This window comes from Thalassovita sp. (assembly GCF_034670005.1).
Classification (GTDB): Bacteria; Pseudomonadota; Alphaproteobacteria; order Rhodobacterales; family Rhodobacteraceae; genus Thalassobius.
Genome location: NZ_JAXMOH010000001.1, coordinates 294724 through 312651, shown reverse-complemented (window position 1 = coordinate 312651; position 17928 = coordinate 294724). Strand labels below are relative to the sequence as shown.

At 60.5% G+C, this 17928-nt stretch carries 18 protein-coding genes, 1 other RNA gene and 1 pseudogene; 7 read left to right on the top strand and 13 right to left on the bottom strand.

Annotation, left to right across the window (positions count from 1 at the left end; all coding sequences use genetic code 11):
- The first annotated feature begins 56 nt into the window (after positions 1-56).
- Positions 57-395, top strand: a complete 339-nt coding sequence (locus tag VOI23_RS01725; RefSeq protein ID WP_416376494.1) for an H-NS family nucleoid-associated regulatory protein — start codon at positions 57-59, stop codon at positions 393-395.
- A 4-nt stretch (positions 396-399) separates the two neighbouring features.
- Here VOI23_RS01725 and VOI23_RS01720 read toward each other — a convergent pair whose 3' ends face one another.
- Complete coding sequence (locus tag VOI23_RS01720) at positions 400-1038, bottom strand: ribonuclease T2 (RefSeq protein WP_323780598.1); 639 nt, start codon at positions 1036-1038, stop codon at positions 400-402.
- 125 nt (positions 1039-1163) lie between these two features.
- On the opposite strand from VOI23_RS01720, the gene VOI23_RS01715 reads away from it, so the two are divergent.
- The 3 genes from VOI23_RS01715 (at position 1164) to VOI23_RS01705 (ending at position 4735) form a co-directional block, all read left to right on the top strand.
- Positions 1164-1916, top strand: coding sequence for a DUF1013 domain-containing protein (locus VOI23_RS01715; RefSeq protein WP_323780595.1), 753 nt, complete (start codon positions 1164-1166; stop codon positions 1914-1916).
- A 176-nt stretch (positions 1917-2092) separates the two neighbouring features.
- Complete coding sequence (locus VOI23_RS01710; RefSeq protein WP_323780592.1) at positions 2093-3226, top strand: FAD-dependent oxidoreductase; 1134 nt, start codon at positions 2093-2095, stop codon at positions 3224-3226.
- A gap of 336 nt (positions 3227-3562) precedes the next feature.
- Positions 3563-4735 carry a type III PLP-dependent enzyme gene (locus VOI23_RS01705; RefSeq protein WP_323780589.1) on the top strand — a complete coding sequence of 391 codons (1173 nt, stop codon included), beginning with the start codon at positions 3563-3565 and terminating at the stop codon, positions 4733-4735.
- A gap of 42 nt (positions 4736-4777) precedes the next feature.
- Here VOI23_RS01705 and recR read toward each other — a convergent pair whose 3' ends face one another.
- The 3 genes from recR to VOI23_RS01690 form a co-directional block, all read right to left on the bottom strand.
- Positions 4778-5377 (bottom strand): recombination mediator RecR, encoded by a 600-nt coding sequence (gene recR / locus VOI23_RS01700; RefSeq protein WP_323780587.1) that lies wholly within the window; start codon positions 5375-5377, stop codon positions 4778-4780.
- 119 nt (positions 5378-5496) lie between these two features.
- Positions 5497-5841: a YbaB/EbfC family nucleoid-associated protein gene (locus VOI23_RS01695; RefSeq protein ID WP_323780583.1), complete on the bottom strand. Its 345-nt coding sequence runs from the start codon at positions 5839-5841 to the stop codon at positions 5497-5499.
- A 71-nt stretch (positions 5842-5912) separates the two neighbouring features.
- Positions 5913-7682: a DNA polymerase III subunit gamma/tau gene (locus tag VOI23_RS01690; protein ID WP_323780580.1), complete on the bottom strand. Its 1770-nt coding sequence runs from the start codon at positions 7680-7682 to the stop codon at positions 5913-5915.
- A 369-nt stretch (positions 7683-8051) separates the two neighbouring features.
- Between VOI23_RS01690 and VOI23_RS01685 the strand changes: the two genes are divergently transcribed.
- Entirely contained in the window at positions 8052-8546 is a 495-nt protein-coding gene (locus VOI23_RS01685) for a protein-tyrosine phosphatase family protein (protein WP_323780578.1), read from the top strand.
- On the opposite strand, the gene VOI23_RS01680 is transcribed toward VOI23_RS01685, so the two are convergent.
- The 4 genes from VOI23_RS01680 to VOI23_RS01665 all read right to left on the bottom strand — a co-directional run bounded on the left by VOI23_RS01680 (position 8524) and on the right by VOI23_RS01665 (position 12798).
- A complete protein-coding gene (locus VOI23_RS01680; RefSeq protein WP_323780575.1) occupies positions 8524-9453 on the bottom strand; it encodes an MBL fold metallo-hydrolase in 930 nt (309 codons plus the stop codon). The genes VOI23_RS01685 and VOI23_RS01680 overlap by 23 nt on opposite strands.
- Positions 9454-9521: 68 nt before the next feature.
- Positions 9522-10595: a ribosome small subunit-dependent GTPase A gene (gene rsgA, locus VOI23_RS01675; protein ID WP_323780573.1), complete on the bottom strand. Its 1074-nt coding sequence runs from the start codon at positions 10593-10595 to the stop codon at positions 9522-9524.
- A gap of 121 nt (positions 10596-10716) precedes the next feature.
- Positions 10717-10815: signal recognition particle sRNA small type (gene ffs, locus VOI23_RS01670), an RNA gene on the bottom strand.
- Positions 10816-10884: 69 nt separating this feature from the next.
- Positions 10885-12798: a bifunctional 2',3'-cyclic-nucleotide 2'-phosphodiesterase/3'-nucleotidase gene (locus VOI23_RS01665; RefSeq protein WP_323780569.1), complete on the bottom strand. Its 1914-nt coding sequence runs from the start codon at positions 12796-12798 to the stop codon at positions 10885-10887.
- A 221-nt stretch (positions 12799-13019) separates the two neighbouring features.
- Between VOI23_RS01665 and nudC the strand changes: the two genes are divergently transcribed.
- Positions 13020-13994, top strand: coding sequence for an NAD(+) diphosphatase (gene nudC / locus VOI23_RS01660; RefSeq protein ID WP_323780566.1), 975 nt, complete (start codon positions 13020-13022; stop codon positions 13992-13994).
- A gap of 48 nt (positions 13995-14042) precedes the next feature.
- Positions 14043-14510, top strand: a complete 468-nt coding sequence (locus tag VOI23_RS01655) for an SRPBCC family protein (protein WP_323780563.1) — start codon at positions 14043-14045, stop codon at positions 14508-14510.
- Positions 14511-14693: 183 nt separating this feature from the next.
- On the opposite strand, the gene VOI23_RS01650 is transcribed toward VOI23_RS01655, so the two are convergent.
- The 5 genes and pseudogenes from VOI23_RS01650 to VOI23_RS01630 all read right to left on the bottom strand — a co-directional run bounded on the left by VOI23_RS01650 (position 14694) and on the right by VOI23_RS01630 (position 17914).
- Positions 14694-15107, bottom strand: a complete 414-nt coding sequence (locus VOI23_RS01650) for a GFA family protein (protein ID WP_323781830.1) — start codon at positions 15105-15107, stop codon at positions 14694-14696.
- Positions 15108-15402: 295 nt separating this feature from the next.
- Entirely contained in the window at positions 15403-16170 is a 768-nt protein-coding gene (locus VOI23_RS01645) for a FadR/GntR family transcriptional regulator (RefSeq protein WP_323780560.1), read from the bottom strand.
- A gap of 101 nt (positions 16171-16271) precedes the next feature.
- Complete coding sequence (gene cobO, locus VOI23_RS01640; protein ID WP_323780557.1) at positions 16272-16880, bottom strand: cob(I)yrinic acid a,c-diamide adenosyltransferase; 609 nt, start codon at positions 16878-16880, stop codon at positions 16272-16274.
- A 231-nt stretch (positions 16881-17111) separates the two neighbouring features.
- A pseudogene (locus VOI23_RS18555) lies at positions 17112-17319 on the bottom strand (hypothetical protein); the annotation flags it as partial.
- A 121-nt stretch (positions 17320-17440) separates the two neighbouring features.
- Entirely contained in the window at positions 17441-17914 is a 474-nt protein-coding gene (locus VOI23_RS01630) for a GNAT family N-acetyltransferase (protein WP_323780551.1), read from the bottom strand.
- Positions 17915-17928: the final 14 nt, after the last annotated feature.

Here is a 17928-nt window from a genome sequence, read left to right as displayed (position 1 = left end):
TGGCCGCCACTTATTATGTACATAAAAAATGATAAATTGAACGCGTAGGAGCAATTATGTCTGATCTTGTGAATATGAGCGTGGAAGAGTTGTCCGAGTATTCGATTGCCGAATTGAAATCGCTGCAAAAGACTGTGGCAAAGGCAATTGCGACTTATGACGACCGTAAGAAAAAGGCGGCTCTTTCCGAATTGGAAGAGAAAGCCAAGGAATTGGGCTTTACACTGGCCGAATTGACCGCGGTCATGGGTAAGAAAACGATCAAACCTGCCGGTGTTGCGAAATACCGCAACCCGGAAAACCCCGAACAGACCTGGACCGGAAAAGGTCGTCGGCCTGCGTGGTTCCTGGCCGCGATCGAAGCGGGTAAAAGCGCCGAGGACCTGGCGGTCTGAGGCCCTAGCGGATCGGGTCGAACAGGGCGTTTGTCAGGCCGCAATCCCTGACGATATCGCGCCCGCAAGGGACCGGGGTGAGGGATTTAGACAGGCAAAGGCGGGCTTCCTGAATGCGCCCGTCTTTGCAAGTGATGGTCAGCATGTCCGGTTCCAGCCCGGGATTGGCCTTGAGAAAGGCCTGTTCCACCACTTTTGCCGGCAGGGTGACCGGCCGGTCCAGTTTTCGGAATATTGCCGGGCGGGTCACGCTGTCATAGGCGCGCCGGGCCAGGTCGTAATAGGCCGCCGCGGTGAGGCCGGAACAGACGCCGTGTTTTTTCCACTGATACCAGGCCAGGCCGGAACTGCCCATGATATCGGCCATTTCCGCGCTCATCTGGCGGGTCGGGTGCGGCTGTGTGGTGCGGCAATAGGACGGCCAGCCGCGATGATATTGCGGCCAGAGCCCGTGCAATACCCAGCCGTAATCGGCGCTGGCGTCGCATTGCGGCGACTGGCGCGCATCGCCTTCTGTTGCGCACCAGCTTGGCGACCAGCTGAGCGAGAGCACGTAGTAATCGAAGGCGCCGGACCGTTCGCCGTCGGCATTGGCAGCGGCGGCGAGGAGGGTGAAGATCAGGCTCAGCAGGTGTTTGCGCATTCACTCTTTCCTTATCCAACGGTTGGCACTATATATGCGGCAAGTTCCCCAACACGGTAACCTGTCCCCTATCAGGGACCGCCTGTTTCAGGCAACGGGGAAGATTTGAGTTAAGGAGATATGCTATGACCAAACCGATCATGGCGAAAGCGACCGCCGTCTGGCTGATTGACAACACGACAATCAGTTTCAAACAGATTGCCGATTTCGTCGGTATGCACGAGCTGGAAATCCAGGGCATTGCCGATGGCGATGTGGCAACGGGCGTCAAGGGATTCGATCCGGTCGCCAATAATCAGCTGACCCAGGAAGAAATCGATCTGGCGGAAAAGAACCCGCTGCACAAGATCAAGCTGAAGTTCAATCCGTCCGCAGTGGGCGAGGAAAAACGCCGCGGGCCGCGTTATACACCGCTGTCCAAGCGTCAGGACCGTCCGGCGTCGATTTATTGGCTGGTGAAATTCCATCCCGAATTGTCTGATGGCCAGATTTCCAAACTGGTCGGCACCACCAAGCCGACAATTCAGGCGATCCGCGAGCGCACGCATTGGAATATCGGCAATATTCAACCTGTCGACCCGGTGGCATTGGGGCTGTGCAAGCAATCCGAACTGGATGCCGCCGTGCAGAAGGCGGTTGCCAAGCGTCAGGCCGAGGGCGTGGTGATGAGCGATGACGAGCGCCGCAAGCTGGTCAGCACCGAACAGTCGTTGTCGATGGAAGACACGCCCAAAATCCCGACCGCCATCGAAGGGCTGGAAACCTTCAGCCTGAAGGATGATCGCGAGGAAGAAAAGGAAGAGGTGTACGACGCCGAAAGCCTGTTCAAGCTTCCCAGCAGCAAGGACGAAGACGAGGACGAGGACGAACAGCCCTGAGCGCTGTTTGAGCCGAGAAATAGGAAAGCCCGGGCAGAATCGCCCGGGCTTTTTACGTTTCAAGGGCGGTTCGGGTCCGCAGTTTGAGTATTTGTGCCAAGAAGAAGCGGCAGGGGTTTTCATTTACCACCCGACTGCCCAATCTCGTCGAGGATAAGACGGGAAAGGGACGGGCGATGCAGATTGCGGTTGTCGGACGGGGATTGATCGGAAGCGCGGCGGCGCGTCATCTGGCGATGCAGGGACAGGATGTGATCCTGATCGGTCCATCGGAGCCGACGGAGCCGCAAAGACATGACGGTGTTTTCGGCAGCCATTATGACGAGGGCCGGATCACCCGGTCGCTGGACCCGTCGCCGTTCTGGAGCCGGGTCAGCCGCGAAAGCATTGCGCGCTATGAACAGATCGAGGTGGCCAGCGGGGTTCGGTTTTTCCACGAAACCGGGCTGATCATGGCGGGGCCCGAGGGCAGCGGACCGATTTCCGATGTGGAACGGGTCGCGGCGCGGGACGGGATCAGGTGCCAGCCCTTTCGTGGGACGGATTTGGCCGAGCGGTTTGCCTATTTCAGCTTTGCCGGGGATACGCTGGCGCTGTTCGAGCCGCGCCGGGCGGGGCATATCAATCCGCGCGCGCTGGTGCGGGCACAGGGGATTGCCGCGCAGCGCGCCGGGGCGCGGATTCTGGACGCGGTGGTGACGGGAATGCACGAAACGGCGGCGGGGGTGGTTGTGCAGACAGCCCAAGGCGAGGTCGAGGCGGATCAGGTTCTGGTGGCCGCCGGTGGGTTCAGCAAGGCGCTGCTGGGCGAGGCGATCAGCCTGAAGGTCTATGCCCGAACCGTTTTGTTACTGGAGGTCGATGCGGCGGAGCAGGCGCGACTGGCCGGGATGCCGCCGCTGATCTGGCTTGGACCGGAGGGCGAGGACCCGTATCTTTTGCCGCCCATCCGCTATCCCGATGGCAAGACCTGGCTGAAGATCGGCGGCGATCCGGAGAATGTCGCGCTTGAGACCGATCAGGACATGCGCGATTGGTTCCGGTCGGGCGGAAACCCCGAGGTTGGGGCCTATCTGGACGAGGCAATACGGGCACGTATGCCGGAGCTGCGCTGCGCCTCGACCCGGATCGCGGCCTGCGTGACCAGTTACAGCGACGATGGGCAGGCCCTGATCGACCGGTTGAGTGCGCGGGTTTCGGTGGCGACGGCGGGCTGTGGCAAGGCGGCGAAAAACAGCGATGAGCTGGGGCGGTTGGGAGGCGAGGTCGTATTGGGTCGCCAGCTGCCTGATTGGGCGGCGCGCGTTTGATTTGATCGTAATGGTCTGAAAACTGCCAATGGTGGCGATATTCCATCGAGGTTGTGTGATAATAAATAATATAAAACAAATGTTTAAGAGGATTTTTGCGTTGCGCTGGCAGTCTTGGTATTTGATCAAAATTGGGTCTGAAATCAGGTTTGAAAAATACTTTGCCGCGGAGCGAAAAAATCTCTTGATCGAATCCAAACAGAGCCCTAGATGCCGCGCTAAGACGCCAACGCACGCGCCTCTGGCCGACCCGAACGGGTCCGTGTTTACGTAGCGACGGTAACGTCTCCCTTGGAAGTGAGCGGTCATATATGGCCGGGTCTATTGGAGATGACCATGAACGCCTACGTAGCACCTTTCGCGTGCGGCGATGCCGTACGTACTGACACCCGTATCGAAGCCTTCATCCGTTCGACCGAATTCGACCGGCCGACGCTGGTTGTGGACCGCGAAGCCGTTGCACGGCAGTACCGGGCGCTGAAATCCGGTCTGGGCCGGGCCGATATCCATTACGCGGTCAAAGCGAACCCGGCGCGCGAAGTGCTGGAAGTGCTGCTGAGCGAGGGATCGCATTTCGACGCGGCTTCGCGCGGCGAGATCGAACTGTGCCTGAGCCTTGGCGCGCACCCTGAAACCATTTCCTTCGGCAATACCGTGAAACGTGCAGCCGATATCGCCTTTGCCCATCAGGCCGGGATCACCCTGTTTGCCGCCGATGCCGAGGAAGAACTGGAAAAGATCGCCGAGCACGCGCCCGGTGCACAGGTCTATATCCGCCTGCTGGTGGGCGCGACCGGGGCCGATTGGCCGCTGAGCCGCAAATTCGGCTGCGCGCCGGAGATGGCCGAGGTTCTGATGGCACACGCGGTCGACTTGGGGCTGACCCCGGTCGGGTTGTCCTTCCATGTCGGCAGCCAGACCCGCGATGCCGGGATGTGGCGCGATACGCTGGATCAGGTTTCTGCTGTCTGGGCCAAGGCGCGGGCAAACGGTTTCCCGTTGTCGCTGATCAATATCGGCGGCGGTTTCCCGGCCTTTTACGGCGACGCGATCGAACCGGTTTCGCTTTATGCCGCCAAGGTGATGGAGATGGTCGAGGCGCGGTTCATCGGTGCCGAGCGTGTGATGGCAGAACCGGGCCGCGGCATGGTGGCCGAGGCGGGTATGATCGCGGCCGAGGTAATGTTGGTATCAAAGAAATCCGACGATGACCTGCATCGCTGGGTGTATCTGGATATCGGTAAATTTTCGGGACTGGCAGAAACCATGGACGAGGCGATCCGGTACCAGTTCATCACCGACCGCGACCACGAGGAAACCGTATCCTCGATCCTGGCCGGACCGTCCTGCGACAGCGCAGACGTGCTGTATGAAAAGCGCCCGGTGCAATTGCCGGTGGGGCTGCGGTCGGGTGACCGGATCATCATTCGCTGCTGCGGCGCCTACACGTCGAGCTATTCCTCGGTCAACTTCAACGGCTTTCCGCCGCTTGACGTGGTGGTGATCTGACATCAGCGGACCGGGTCCGGCGGTTTACCCCGCCGGGTCCGGTCAGATCTGTTTGCGGGCGTTGAGCGCGGCGGTGATGGTGCCTTCGTCGAGGTAATCCAGTTCACCGCCGATTGGCACGCCCTGCGCCAGCGAGGTCAGCCTGACCCGGCTTTCCAGTTGATCGGCGATGTAATGCGCGGTGGTCTGGCCATCGACCGTGGCATTGAGCGCGAGGATCACTTCGGTGATGTCTTCGGCGCTGATCCGGTCGACCAGCTTGGGGATGCGCAATTGTTCCGGGCCGATCGAATCGAGGGCCGACAGGGTGCCGCCCAACACGTGATAGCGGCCCTTGAAGCCGCCGGCGCGTTCCATCGCCCAGAGATCGGCCACGTCTTCGACCACGCACAGGATGCCGTTGGCGCGTTTTTCACTGGAGCAGATGGTGCAGATATCCGAAGTGCCGATATTGCCGCAATTGAGGCATTCGCGGGCGGTGGCGGCGACCGATTGCATCAGGTCTGCCAGCGGCGTCAGCAGCAGCGCCCGTTTGCGGATCATTTGCAGCACCGCGCGCCGCGCCGACCGGGGTCCGAGGCCCGGAAGCTTGGCCATCATTTCGATGAGGGCGTCGATATCTTGGGTGGGTTTGTCGCTCATAGCCGCAATCTAGTGCGGATTGGGGGCGTTGAATAGGGGGTGATCCGCCGGGGGCGCGGCGCCTGTACCGCGCTGTGTCACGCCTCCGGCGGGAGTATTTTCAGGAACGATGAAACGGATCAGAACGGCAGTTTCATGTCCTTTGGCAGACCCATTTCTTCGGTCAGCTTGGTCATTTCTTCCTGCGCCCGGTCGCTGGCCTTGAGCTGAGCGTCCTTGATGGCGGCGAGGATCAGGTCTTCGACCACTTCCTTTTCATCGGGGTGGAAGATCGAAGGATCGATATCCAGCGCCTTCATTTCGCCTTTCATGGTGCAGGTCGCCTTGACCAGCCCGGCACCGGATTCACCGGTCACGGTCAGGTTTGCCATTTCTTCCTGCAGGGTGGCCATTTTACCCTGCATTTCCTTGGCTTTTTTCATCATGCCAGCCATGTCGCCAAGACTGCCGAGACCCTTTAGCATCGGGATACTCCTGTTTTCTGTTGGTGTTGGTCTTACTACGGATTGCCGTTACCGGCGGTTTGTGGTGGGGATCAGTCTTCTTCGAACGGATCCCATTCGTCTTCGACCTCCTGCAAGGCGTCTTCCTGGGCTTTCGCCTGCAAATCCCGGGCCGTTCGGATCTGGGTGATCGTGGCTTTGGGAAAGGCATTGAGCACGGCCAGAACCATCGGATGGGCTTCGGCTTCGGCGCGCAGGGCGGTCTCCTTGGCGTTGCGTTTTTCGTCGATGGTTTCGCCGCCGCCTTCGTTGACCACGGTGACGGCCCAGCGATTTCCGGTCCAGCGTTGCAACGCGCTGCCCAGCCTTTGGGCCAGATCGCGCGGGGCGTCGGGGGTGGGAACGAATTCAATCCGTCCGGGTTGATAGGCGGCCAGCCGCAGGCCGGTTTCGACATGAACCAGCAATTGCATATCGCGATGGTGGCGGATCAGTTCGACCACGTGGTCGAAGGTCGGAAAGCGCGCCAGCGCCTGATCGGCATCCTGAGCCAGCGCGGCCTGCGGCCCACCCTGTTGCGGCGCGCCGCCGCTGCCGCCGGTCGGGGCCGGAGCATAGGCCGGGGCCGCCGCCCCTGATCCCGAGGATTGCATCGGCGCACCGCCGCCGGGGCCACCGGCCGGGGGCTGCGGTTGCGGGGTGTTTTGCAGCTTTTGCAGCAATTCTTCGGGGCTGGGCAGGTCGGCGACATGGGTCAGCCGGATGATTGCCATTTCGGCGGCCATCATCGCGTTGGGGGCGCTGGCGACTTCGTCCAGCGCCTTGAGCAACATCTGCCACATCCGGGTCATCGACCGCATCGGCAGCGCCTGGGCCATTGCCTGACCGCGGGCGCGTTCATCGGGGCTGACCGTGGGATCATTGACCGCGTCGGGGGTGATTTTCACCACCGAAATCCAATGGGTGATTTCCGCCAGATCGCGCAGCACCGCCATCGGGTCGGCGCCATCGGCATATTGACCGCCGATTTCGGCCAGCGCGCCAGCGGCGTCGCCTTTCATGATCAGATCGTAAAGGTCCAGCACCCGGCCACGATCGGCCAACCCCAGCATGGCGCGGACCTGATCGGCGCTGGTTTCACCGGCGCCGTGGCTGATCGCCTGATCGAGCAGCGATTGCGCGTCACGCGCCGAGCCTTCGGCGGCGCGGGTGATCAGCGCCAGCGCGTCATCGGTGATCTGGGCGGCTTCCGCATCGGCGATGCGGCGCAGCATGGCGATCATCACCTCGGGTTCGATCCGGCGCAGGTCGAAGCGCTGACAGCGCGACAGGACCGTGACCGGGACTTTGCGGATCTCGGTGGTGGCAAAGATGAATTTCACATGCGCGGGGGGTTCTTCGAGCGTTTTCAGCAGCGCGTTGAAGGCGCTGGTCGAAAGCATGTGAACTTCGTCGATGATGTAGATCTTGTAGCGGGCCGAGGCGGCGCGGTAATGCACGCTGTCGATGATTTCGCGGATGTCACCGACGCCGGTACGGCTGGCGGCGTCCATTTCCATCACGTCGACATGGCGGCCTTCCATGATGGCGCGGCAATGTTCGCATTGGCCGCAAGGATCAATGGTGGGGCCGCCGGTGCCATCGGGGCCGATACAGTTCATCCCCTTGGCGATGATCCGCGCGGTGGTGGTTTTGCCGGTGCCGCGAATCCCCGTCATGATGAAGGCCTGGGCGATGCGATCGGCCTCGAACGCGTTGCGCAGGGTGCGCACCATCGCATCCTGCCCGACCAGATCGGCAAAGGTTTCGGGGCGGTATTTGCGTGCCAGAACCTGGTAGCCGGGGGTGGGGGTGTCGGTCATGATCTGCCTTCGGATTCGGAACTGGGGACAAGGTAAGCGTTGGGGCGGTGTCCGTCTACCGGATAGCTGCCGGGGCAGGGAGGAAGCGCGGGAATGCAGGGGCGGGGGCGCTGCCCCCCTGCGCGCGCTGCGCGCATTCCCCCCGGAGTATTTGGGCCAAGATGAAACCGGGCCGTTCGGTTTTGGCCGCGGGTGCCAGAGGGCAAGACGGGCGGATATATCTTTTTATGTGCAGCGGGGGCTTGTGCGGATAAGCTCGGATTGTAGCGGGGAGCGGTTGGGTCACTCAAAACGTGAGCCATGACGCAAAGGGGAAAAAAGCGGCAAGCCGGGCGATTGGCCCCGGTGTCGCGATGAAAGGGACGGGGCATGTCCAATCTGGTGCTGAATGCGCTGACGATCGGGGATGGGATATTGGCGATCTGCCCGATGCCGGGGCGGGGCGGCGGCTATGCGCAAGATCTGGAACATTTGCGCGAATGGGCCCCGTCGATGGTGATCACCCTGACCACGCTGGCCGAGTTGGTGGCCGAAGGCGCGGAGCGGCTGGGGGCGGACATGGTCGAGTCCGGTTGCCGCTGGGTCCATTTGCCGGTGGCCGATTTCGGGGTGCCCGGTCAGGAGTTTGCGGCGCATTGGCCCGAAGTCAGCCACGCCGCGCTGGCGGCGCTGAACGGGGGCGGCCGCATCGTGATCCACTGCAAGGGGGGCTGCGGCCGGTCCGGCATGGTGGCGCTGCGGCTGATGGTCGAGGCGGGTGAGGAGGGCATGACGGCACTGGCGCGGCTGCGGGCGGCGCGGCCCTGCGCGGTGGAAACCGAGGCGCAGATGGCGTGGGCGCTTACTCCCATTCCATCTGGCTGAAGACTTCCTGAGCGTTGCGCCGGGCCAGCGTGTCGAAATTGTCCAGATCGGCAAAGGCGGATTGGTCGACCTCGACCGAAGTGATGATATCGCCGCCATTTTCGATATGTTCGCCGATTTTTTCACGCAGGTTGGCAAGGTAATCGCGGGTGTCATGGGTCGCCGTCGCCAGATCGGTGACCGGTCCGTGTCCGGGCACAACATGGGTCGGGTGCAGCGCGGCCATCGCGTCGAAGGCTTCGACCCAGCCGGCACTGTTGGAAAATTCCAGCACGCCCAGAAGCCGGCTGACAAAGACGATATCACCGGTGAATACGGTTTTGGTCGCCGGGTCCCAGACAAAACTGTCCCCCGGCGTGTGGGCCGGGCCGGGGTGAACCAGTTGCAAGGTCACGCCGCCAAGGGTCAGATCGTAGCTGTCTTCGAAAGTAATATCGGCATAGGCCGGGCTGGTGCCTTCCAGAGTGTCCGATCCGATCAGGGCTGTCAGGATGGTCTGCTGCATCGAGGCGCGGGCCTGCTGATCGGCGACCGCATCGGCCGAAGCGATGATGGTGGCGCCCTGTTCTTTCCAGTAGCTGTTGCCGATCCAGCGGTGATCCTGTCCGCCGGTATTGATCACGTAGCGCACCGGCTGATCGGTCAGCCCGTGAATGATCCCGTCGATCGCCTGCGCGCCCTTGTAGCTGCCGCCCGCATCAATCAGCACTGCGCCTTCGTCGGTGACGATCAGCCCGTGGGTGGAATTGTTTCCCAGATTGTCGGGGCTGCGCTGCTCTGTCGAGCCGACCAGAGCATAGGTATTCGGGGCGATGGGGGTGACTTGCATGAGCTGGCCGGCCTGAGCAGGAACGGCGAGACAGGTCAGCAGGCTGACCAGGCTGGCTGCAATACGGGCGAATGTCATCGGCGCGGTTCTCCTCATCAACGGCGATCGCATCAGGGTTGATGATTGGCGGGCGGATGGCAATGGCGCTATTTGCCGCTTCTGTCTTTGCCGCCCGGTTTGCCCCTGATTCTGCTTTGGGCCGCCTGTACCGCCTTGTGCTGGCGGGTGATTTCACGGGCGCGGCGGCGGGATTGACCCATAGTTTCTGAATTCAGCTGATCTTCGGCGCGCAGTTTGCGCCAGCGCTCGACCCGGTCTTCGTTGAGCGCACCGGACTTGATCGCGGCCAGAACCGCACAGCCCGGTTCGCTGATATGGGCGCAATCGCGGAATTTGCACTGGGTTGCCAGTTCGGTGATGTCGTCGAACAACACGTCGATGCCGCCCGCGACGTCGTGCAGGCCCAGTTCACGCATCCCCGGCATGTCGATCACCATGCCGCCGCCGGTGGCGAAATGCAGCGACCGGGCGGTGGTGGTGTGGCGGCCCTTGGCGTCGTCTTCGCGGATGTCGGCGGTCGATTGCGCAGACCCGGTCAGGGCATTGATCAGGGTCGATTTTCCCACCCCCGAGGAGCCGACAAAGGCCACCGTGCGGCCCGGGCCGCACCAATTGCGCAAGCGGTCGGACTGGTCCGGGTCCTTGGCGTTGAGGGTCAGGATTGCATCGAATTTGTCGGAGATCTCTTGCGCCTGACGCAGATAGGTCTGGGCCTCGTCGGTCTTGTCCGCCTTGGTCAGTATCAGAACCGGCGAAACGCCCGCATCCAGCGCCAACACGACATAGCGTTCGATCCGGGCCGGATTGAAATCCTCGTTGCAGGACGTGGTGATGAAAAGCGTGTCAATATTGGCGGCCAGCAGTTGCGACTTGGCTTCGATCCCGGCGGCGCGGCGGCTGAGCTTCGAGCTGCGGTCGAGAATCGTGCGGATGGCATGGGTGTCGGGATCGACGATAACCCAATCGCCCACCGCCACGTCGCCGGCGCTGAGACCGGGGGGGTAGATCAACCGTTGTTCGCCCTGTTCGGACAGGCCGGTCGCCTTGTTGCGTTGTACCGAGGCGATGCGCATCGGCACGCCGCCATCATCCCCCGACGCATCAGGTTGGGTGGCGAAAAAGGGCGACCAGCCCAGATCTTGCAGCGTGGGATTCGTCACGCGGGCTCCGTATTTGTGTGCAGCGGGGTCTTGGCGGATATGAATGCCGCTTTTCACCGGCGCGGCAAGGGGGCGTGGCGGTTTTGGCTGCGATTCGCCAAATTACTGTGGTCGGGAAAGGGGGTGAGAGGCTGGACAACGACCCAAGCGGGGCTCGTTACGGCTGCTTCCTTCCGGATCTGACCGGGTTGGCGAGGTGCCTGCCCGCGCCAACCTCTCAAGCGCAGATATAATCCGGTGGCGGGGCGATTGCAAGACGGGGGAAAGGCGGAAAGTCAGGGCGCGTGGCCTAGAAATCCATGTGGATCATTGCGAAACCATCCTCGGTGAGGCTGTCGAAGCTGAGAGTGCGGCGCGGGATGTCCATCAGCCGTTCGACTGCGTTGAGCGAGGTTTTGAATTGCGCGCTTGTGCCGCTTAGTTTGCGGAAGCGCCAGACCGGTTCGGGGACGATATCGACGGTGCCCAAATGCCGGATGTAGTCGCCAAGGATGTCGCGCACCTGCCGATGGGTTTCCAGCGCCACTTTTTCGCCCGGGACCGGGGCGAATCCACCCCCGCCACTGGCGCGGAAACTATTGGTGGCCACGATGAATTCCTGATCTGGTCCAACCGGGTTTCCGCGCCATGTAATTGCAGATATCCGGCGGTTTTCGTCGGAAACAATCCGGCCTTTGGGAGTGTAGCGTGGCGGTTGAGACGGATCTATCTGATATTCCAAACCCACGATGTGATCGAAGCTGTAGCTGGGGAAATCCGGGTTGTGCAGGGCCTGTCGGCGCAGGCCCTGTGAAATCCGCAGAAACAGTGCGGCGCAGCGTTCCAGCCATTCGACGATTTCGCGCCCTGTCAGTTTCACGGCGCAGATCACGTTCGGGAAGGGATAGAGGTCTGCCAGGCTGCGCAGCGTCAACGGCCCGGCCCCGATATCGGTGTAATTGCTGGCTCCGGCCTGGCCCCCGGCCTTGAACGGGGAAACCGCGGACAAGACCGGCAGAGTGGCGTCCGGGCTTCCTTGCAGGCAGCGCGCCACATAATCGCTTTGGGCCTGCGCCACCAGTTGCAGAGAGGCATCGTCGGCGACCAGAGCAAAGAACGTATTCAAGGGATGCCGGGTCACTCCGACAGGTTTCTCGATATCGCTCAGCGTCAATTGATGATGGTCGTGTACCGCGGTCACGACCTCGGGGGCTTCGGTGATGGAATCGCTGATCCCGCTTTGTGGTACACCGCTGTAGATCGGGCGCAGTTCCGTCTGGTGGCGGCGGATTTCCCATCCGCCGCTGTCCTTGGGGGCCACAACCAGATCCATGACGCCAAGATGGCTGCCCCAGAAACCCGGCATCATCGCGGGTTTGCCGTTGACGGTGCCGTCGAGAATATCCACGCCGGGGATATTCGCGAAAACGGAGTCAGGAAACAGGCGGTGTTGGTGGCCGCACAGGATCGCATCGATCCCGTCGATTTCCGACAATGGCAAAACCGCGTTTTCCTGCACCTGCGGATCATCAGGGGTGGCAATGCCGGAATGTGCCAGTGCGATGATCAGGTCGGCACCGTCTGCCTTCATCCGGGGGATGTAATCCCGCGCGGTTTCCACGATGTCGCGGAAATACAACTGACCTTCGACCGCGTGGCGATCCCAGACCGCCGTTTGCGGCGGGACAAAACCGATCATGCCAATCCGGATCGTCTGTTGCGACCCTGATCCGTCGCGCGCGGTTTTTTGCAGGACCCGGTAGGGATGCAGGAAGGTCCGGTCGGCAGTCGGCCGATGGCCCAGACTGCGGGCAACATTCGCCAGGACCAGCGGAAAATGGGCGCTGATCAAAGAGTCGATCAGGAAACCCAACCCATAGCTGAATTCGTGATTGCCCAATGTCGCCCCGTCATATTCAAGCGCGTTCATGGCCGCGATGGCCGGGTGCAGTTTGGCATTCTGTTTGTCGTGGCGGGCGACCTGATCGCCCAGCGGATTGCCTTGTAGGAAATCGCCGGTATCGAACAGCAGCGAATTGGGGACTTCGGCGCGGGCGGTTTTGACCAAAGTGGCGGTACGTGACAGGCCGATCTGCGGGTTGTTGGTGGCTGAAAAATAGTCATAGGCCAGCAGATGCATATGTACATCCGATGTCTGTAAAATTCTAATATGTGCTTCTTCTGGCTTCAAATGGAGTTCATTCGAAGGGTGGCTAAAATTCACCGGGCAACCTCTGCGCAGGTAACAGAAAAAAGTTCACCTAAAAATTGTATTAATGTTGATAGATTCAGGTTTACGTAATGTCAATCTAAGATGCATCAATTTTCCCAGCTCTGGCAGGTTTAACAGGGTTTCAGATATGGCGTTGGCGCGGTAAGCATTTTGCGCAAGAACAGGCCGCTGACAGATTGAAGACGGTGGTCCGCAGCGCTGGGAGGGCTGGTATGAAACACGCCGAAACCGTGACGTTCGGAGGATCGGGGCTGGATCGCGCGGCTGAACTGCGCGGCGATGCCGACGCGATGGCTGCGGCCGCGGCTGCGCCGGGGGCGACGACCATGGTTCTGTGGCGTGGCAAGCCGCTGATTTCACGTGGGCCGGAGGGCAATACCGACCTGACCCGGCTGCCACTGGATCACCCAATCCTGGCCGAGGTGCGCGAAGCACCGATATTCCTGGGACGCGAAGACAGCGGTCCGGTGTTTGCCCATGACATTTCCGGCTGGGTGCCGGCGGCGCTGGACCCGGCGGCGCTGAACAGTTTTTTCGATCCCAGCGAACAGCATCATCCCAGCCTGCCCGACAGTGACAGCTTTGCCGAGCTGCGCATGATCATGACGCGGTTGACCGCGCGTGATGCCGAATTGGCGGCGACGTCACGTGCGCTGCTGAACTGGCACAGAACCCACCGGTTCTGTTCAAAATGCGGGCAAGAAAGCGTGATGTCGATGTCGGGATGGCAGCGCAATTGCCCGTCCTGTGGCAGCCAGCATTTTCCGCGCACCGACCCGGTTGTGATCATGTTGATCACCCGTGGCAATTCGGTGCTGATGGGGCGGTCGCATGGCTGGCCTGCGGGCATGTATTCGCTGTTGGCGGGGTTCGTTGAGCCGGGCGAAACGCTGGAGGCGGCGGTGCGGCGCGAAGTGTTCGAGGAATCCGGCATCCGGGTCGGAGCGGTCGAATATCTGGCCAGCCAGCCCTGGGCGTTTCCGGCGTCGCTGATGTTCGGCTGCAAGGGCGAGGGGCTGAGCGAAGAGGTCACCATCGACCCCAAGGAAATCGAAGATGCGCGTTGGTTTTCGCGTGAAGAGATCATGTTGTCATTCTCTGGTCAGCATCCGGTGTTGAGACCGGCCCGCAAGGGTGCGATCGCCGAGTTCCTGTTGCGGAACTGGCTTGCGGATCGTTTGGAATGAGACAAAAATGACGACCGGGACAAAAAGCGTAAAAAACGGGGCAGCAGCATGAAATTCGAAAGCAAAGAAGATATCGACGCCCCGATCCAGCAGGTTTTCGAGATGCTGACGGATTTCGATGGTTTCGAACGGGCAGCGTTGCGGCGCGGGGCCGAAGTGCAGCGGGTTGACGAACTGGAAGAGATTGGCCCGGGCGTGGCATGGGACCTGAGTTTCATGATGCGCGGCAAGCTGCGCAATATCCGGCTGACGCTGAGCGAATACGACCCGCCCAACGGCATGTTGTTCATCGGCGGCGGTCAGGGGCTGGAAGGCCAGTTGGTGCTGGAACTGGTGGCGCTGTCGCGGACCCGTACACGGATGACGCTGGCCATCGAATTGTCCGCCACCACGCTGGCGGCGCGGCTGGTGTTGCAATCGCTGAAGCTGGGCCGCAGTAAGATCCAGTCGAAATTCCACCTGCGGGTCGCCGATTTCGCAACCGAACTGGAAGAACGCTATAAGCGGACGGCCTGAACGCGCCCACCTGTGGTGGCGGCAGGCGGCCAACGCAGCCGTTGGTCAGTTTGTGGCGAAAGCGGACGAGGGGGCGGCTGCGCTTGATGCCGCGCTCCACACAGGTTTGCGTTGCAGCGATTTGCGGTCATTGGGCCATTGGCAGATGGCTTGTACTGCCGAAATGCAGAGTTGGGTGTCTTGTTACAAATCGCCAATTCGCTGCGGTCTGTCGAACACTGTTGGCGCAATCGGTGTTCCGTCATTTAGAGTGGCGTGTTCCGTGTAAGCGTTGATATGTGCCGGAATGATTGTTTCGCTCTGAGCTACGCCTAAAAAGATATGTTTGGAATTATCCGGGGTGATTTCGACCCAATTAGGATCGTCGAGTGTTCCACCGTAAACGCCAACAGCACCTTTGAAGCGTTCAAAGGTCAGAAACAGTTTGGTCCCACAGTTGTCGCAGAAATTGATGCGTACTTTTTTGCCGCTGCCGGCAGATATGTGGTTGTAGGTTTTGGGACTGCCTTTGGTCATCGCGAAATCAGCGTCTTCGAATACCGGTTCGACCAAGTAGGCACCGCCAGTGGCTCTCTGGCAGAACTTGCAGTGACACATTGTTATCTTAGCGGGCTGTTTTGAGACTTCGTACCGAAGTTCGCCACACAGGCACCCTCCTTGCATCTTTGACATAAATCCACCTTCCAGAACGTTTCGCGCGTCGATCATTTTGACAGGACCAAGGGAAGGACCAAGTGTCTGGAAGATCAAGAAAAAATATTTCCGCCCAAGACACACCCGAGATTTGGTTCACGGCGACGGCCGACATCCGGGCGTATTCAGCGAAAGCTAACCGAACCCTTACTACGACTGTTTGGACCGGCTTCTCCGGTTTTCCGGGGGGCGGACTGTCCTAGCGGGCTTGTTCGTGGTCGAAACGTTGCTTGGCGATTTGTTCGTTGCGTTCGCTTTTCTTCAGGTCGAACAGCGTGGTGCGGACGTAATCCAGGTGGGCCTCGACGGCGGCGCGGGCACCTTCGGGGTCGCGCGCCTGCAGCGCCGTGTTGATGTCGCGGTGCTGGTTCAGCAATGTGTCGCGGGTGGTGCGTTGCCTGAACATCATCTGACGATTGTAAAACACGCCTTCGCGCAGCAGCTGATACATCGACCGCATCATGTGCAGCATGATGACGTTATGGCTGGCTTCGATAATGGCTAGGTGGAAATCGGCATCGAGCTGGGCTTCGCCCGCAGGGTTGCGTTTGGAATGGGCGGCTTCCATTTTTTCGAAAATGGTTTGCACCACCTGCAGATCGGTATCCGATCCCAGCCGCGCCGCGCGTTCGGCGGCCAATCCTTCCATGTCGCGGCGGAACGAGATGTAGTCGAACACCGCTTCCTGATGGCTGGCGAACAGTTTGACCAATGCGTCAGAAAAGGCCGAGCCCAGCACTTCGGCGACATAGATGCCGGACCCCGCGCGCGAACTGAGCAAGCCACGGTCCTGTAAATCCGAGATCGCCTCGCGCAGCGACGGCCGCGACACACCCAGACGTTCGGACAATTCGCGTTCCGAAGGAAGCCGTTCGCCGGGCCGTAAAATCCCGCGCAGGATCAACAGCTCGATCTGTTTGGTGACTGCGTCGGACAGTTTTTCAGGTTGGACTTTTTGAAACGGCATGGTGATCCAATTGGTAAATTGGTCAAATTATATGACCGCCCCGTCTGGGGCGCAAGCGTGGAGCGGGTTCGGGGCAGCGCCCGGCCTACCGGATCAGCGGATCAGTATTCAACCCCGATCTGTGCTTTGACGCCGGACCGGAACGGATGCTTGATCAGTTCCATTTCGGTAACCAGATCAGCGATTTCGATCAGGTCGTCCTTGGCGTTGCGCCCGGTCAGAACCACATGGGTCATCGGCGGTTTTTCATCGACCAGAAAGCTGACCACGTCGTTGATGTCGATATAATCGTAACGCAGCGCGATGTTGATTTCATCCAGCAGCACCATCTTGTTGGACGGATCGCGGATCAGGTCCTTGGCTTTTTCCCAGGCCGCCTGCGCCATTTCGACATCGCGGTCGCGATCCTGGGTTTCCCAGGTGAAGCCTTCGCCCATAGTGTGGAATTCGCAGATGTCGGTGAACCTGGACAGGATCAGATCGCGTTCGCCGGTGCTCATCCCACCCTTGATGAACTGCACCACCGCGCATTTCATGTCATGAGCGATGCAGCGAAAAATCATCCCGAACGCGGCCGAGCTTTTGCCCTTGCCCTTGCCGGTATGGACGATGATCAGGCCCTTTTCATCGGTCTTGGTGGCCATGATTTTATCGCGGGCGGCCTTTTTCTTGGCCATTTTGGTCGCGTGGCGGTCGCTGTCGGCGCTCATCTCGGAATTCCCTGTCCTGTTGTCCTGACCAGAGATAATGGCGTTGGCCGCAATAGGAAAGGGCGGCCCGATCATGGACCGCCCTTTCTGTTCCCTGCCGGAGGGAGGAGGACTATTCGGCAGGAACTGCAATCGTGCCTTTGACCTTGTCGAAATGCTGTCGGTTCAGCCGCAGCACCAGGGCGACCATCAGGGCCAGCGCGACAAGAGCGACGGCGGTCAGCACCAACACGGCGACCATGATCGCGGTTTGCTTCGGGACACCGCCGTTTGCGAAGGCGGCCGCGATGCCTTCGAAGATCGGCACCGGGCGACCGGTATGGGGCACCCAGAACATCAGATACATGAAAAAGGTGACGGTCAGACCGCCCGCACCGAGCGAGGCGAGGAAATAGAGGGTCGAATAATTATCTGCCGGGCGTTTGAGGTACGAAGCCATTTCGAGTCTTATTGTATTCTGAACATGGAATATGAATAACATTCAAAAGTCCGAATGCAACGGATAGTTTGTCGCAGGGCTTCGGGATGTGATGCGGCGCCAGATGGCGCTGAGCGGCCGGTTATAGCGGGTTTGGCGGCACCGGCTTGACGAAGGTCAGGCTGGTCGGACGGTCAAAGCCTTCATGCGCGGTAGAGCCGGTTTGAACGAAGCCCATTTTTTCGAAGGCGGCGTGGTTTTCGGTCAGTTCGACCCGCGTCTGCAGGGTGATGCTGGGCAGGTCCAGTTGCCGTGCTCGCGTTTGCGCCTGTTCGGCCAGTTGGCGGGCCAATCCCTGTCCCCGATGGTCCGCATCCACCGCCAGCTTGCCCAGATAGAGCGTATCGGGCTGTGCGGTCAGGATCATGCAGGCGATCGGTCGGCCCTTGTCCTCGATCACCCAGAGTTCCTTGTCGCGGGCGTCCTGTTCCAGCGTCGCGGCAGTCATCCGGTGCAGCGAACTGGGCGGCTCGATTCGGCCCTCCATATAGGCGAAGCTTTTCAGCAACAGCGCATGGAGGGCGTCGAAATCGTAAGGTGGGCGAACGCGTTTCAAAGGATTGAAACCCT

What these genes read in the sequence shown, in the direction of transcription:
- VOI23_RS01715 (WP_323780595.1), top strand. Translation starts at nt 1,164, where the DNA reads ATGACCAAACCGATCATGGCGAAAGCGACCGCCGTCTGGCTGATTGAC.
- VOI23_RS01705 (WP_323780589.1), top strand. Translation starts at nt 3,563, where the DNA reads ATGAACGCCTACGTAGCACCTTTCGCGTGCGGCGATGCCGTACGTACT.
- VOI23_RS01720 (WP_323780598.1), bottom strand. Translation starts at nt 1,038, where the DNA reads ATGCGCAAACACCTGCTGAGCCTGATCTTCACCCTCCTCGCCGCCGCT.
- VOI23_RS01680 (WP_323780575.1), bottom strand. Translation starts at nt 9,453, where the DNA reads ATGACATTCGCCCGTATTGCAGCCAGCCTGGTCAGCCTGCTGACCTGT.
- VOI23_RS01710 (WP_323780592.1), top strand. Translation starts at nt 2,093, where the DNA reads ATGCAGATTGCGGTTGTCGGACGGGGATTGATCGGAAGCGCGGCGGCG.
- VOI23_RS01725 (WP_416376494.1), top strand. Translation starts at nt 57, where the DNA reads ATGTCTGATCTTGTGAATATGAGCGTGGAAGAGTTGTCCGAGTATTCG.
- VOI23_RS01685 (WP_323780578.1), top strand. Translation starts at nt 8,052, where the DNA reads ATGTCCAATCTGGTGCTGAATGCGCTGACGATCGGGGATGGGATATTG.
- VOI23_RS01655 (WP_323780563.1), top strand. Translation starts at nt 14,043, where the DNA reads ATGAAATTCGAAAGCAAAGAAGATATCGACGCCCCGATCCAGCAGGTT.
- recR (WP_323780587.1), bottom strand. Translation starts at nt 5,377, where the DNA reads ATGAGCGACAAACCCACCCAAGATATCGACGCCCTCATCGAAATGATG.
- cobO (WP_323780557.1), bottom strand. Translation starts at nt 16,880, where the DNA reads ATGAGCGCCGACAGCGACCGCCACGCGACCAAAATGGCCAAGAAAAAG.
- nudC (WP_323780566.1), top strand. Translation starts at nt 13,020, where the DNA reads ATGAAACACGCCGAAACCGTGACGTTCGGAGGATCGGGGCTGGATCGC.
- VOI23_RS01645 (WP_323780560.1), bottom strand. Translation starts at nt 16,170, where the DNA reads ATGCCGTTTCAAAAAGTCCAACCTGAAAAACTGTCCGACGCAGTCACC.
- VOI23_RS01690 (WP_323780580.1), bottom strand. Translation starts at nt 7,682, where the DNA reads ATGACCGACACCCCCACCCCCGGCTACCAGGTTCTGGCACGCAAATAC.
- VOI23_RS01695 (WP_323780583.1), bottom strand. Translation starts at nt 5,841, where the DNA reads ATGCTAAAGGGTCTCGGCAGTCTTGGCGACATGGCTGGCATGATGAAA.
- VOI23_RS01650 (WP_323781830.1), bottom strand. Translation starts at nt 15,107, where the DNA reads ATGTGTCACTGCAAGTTCTGCCAGAGAGCCACTGGCGGTGCCTACTTG.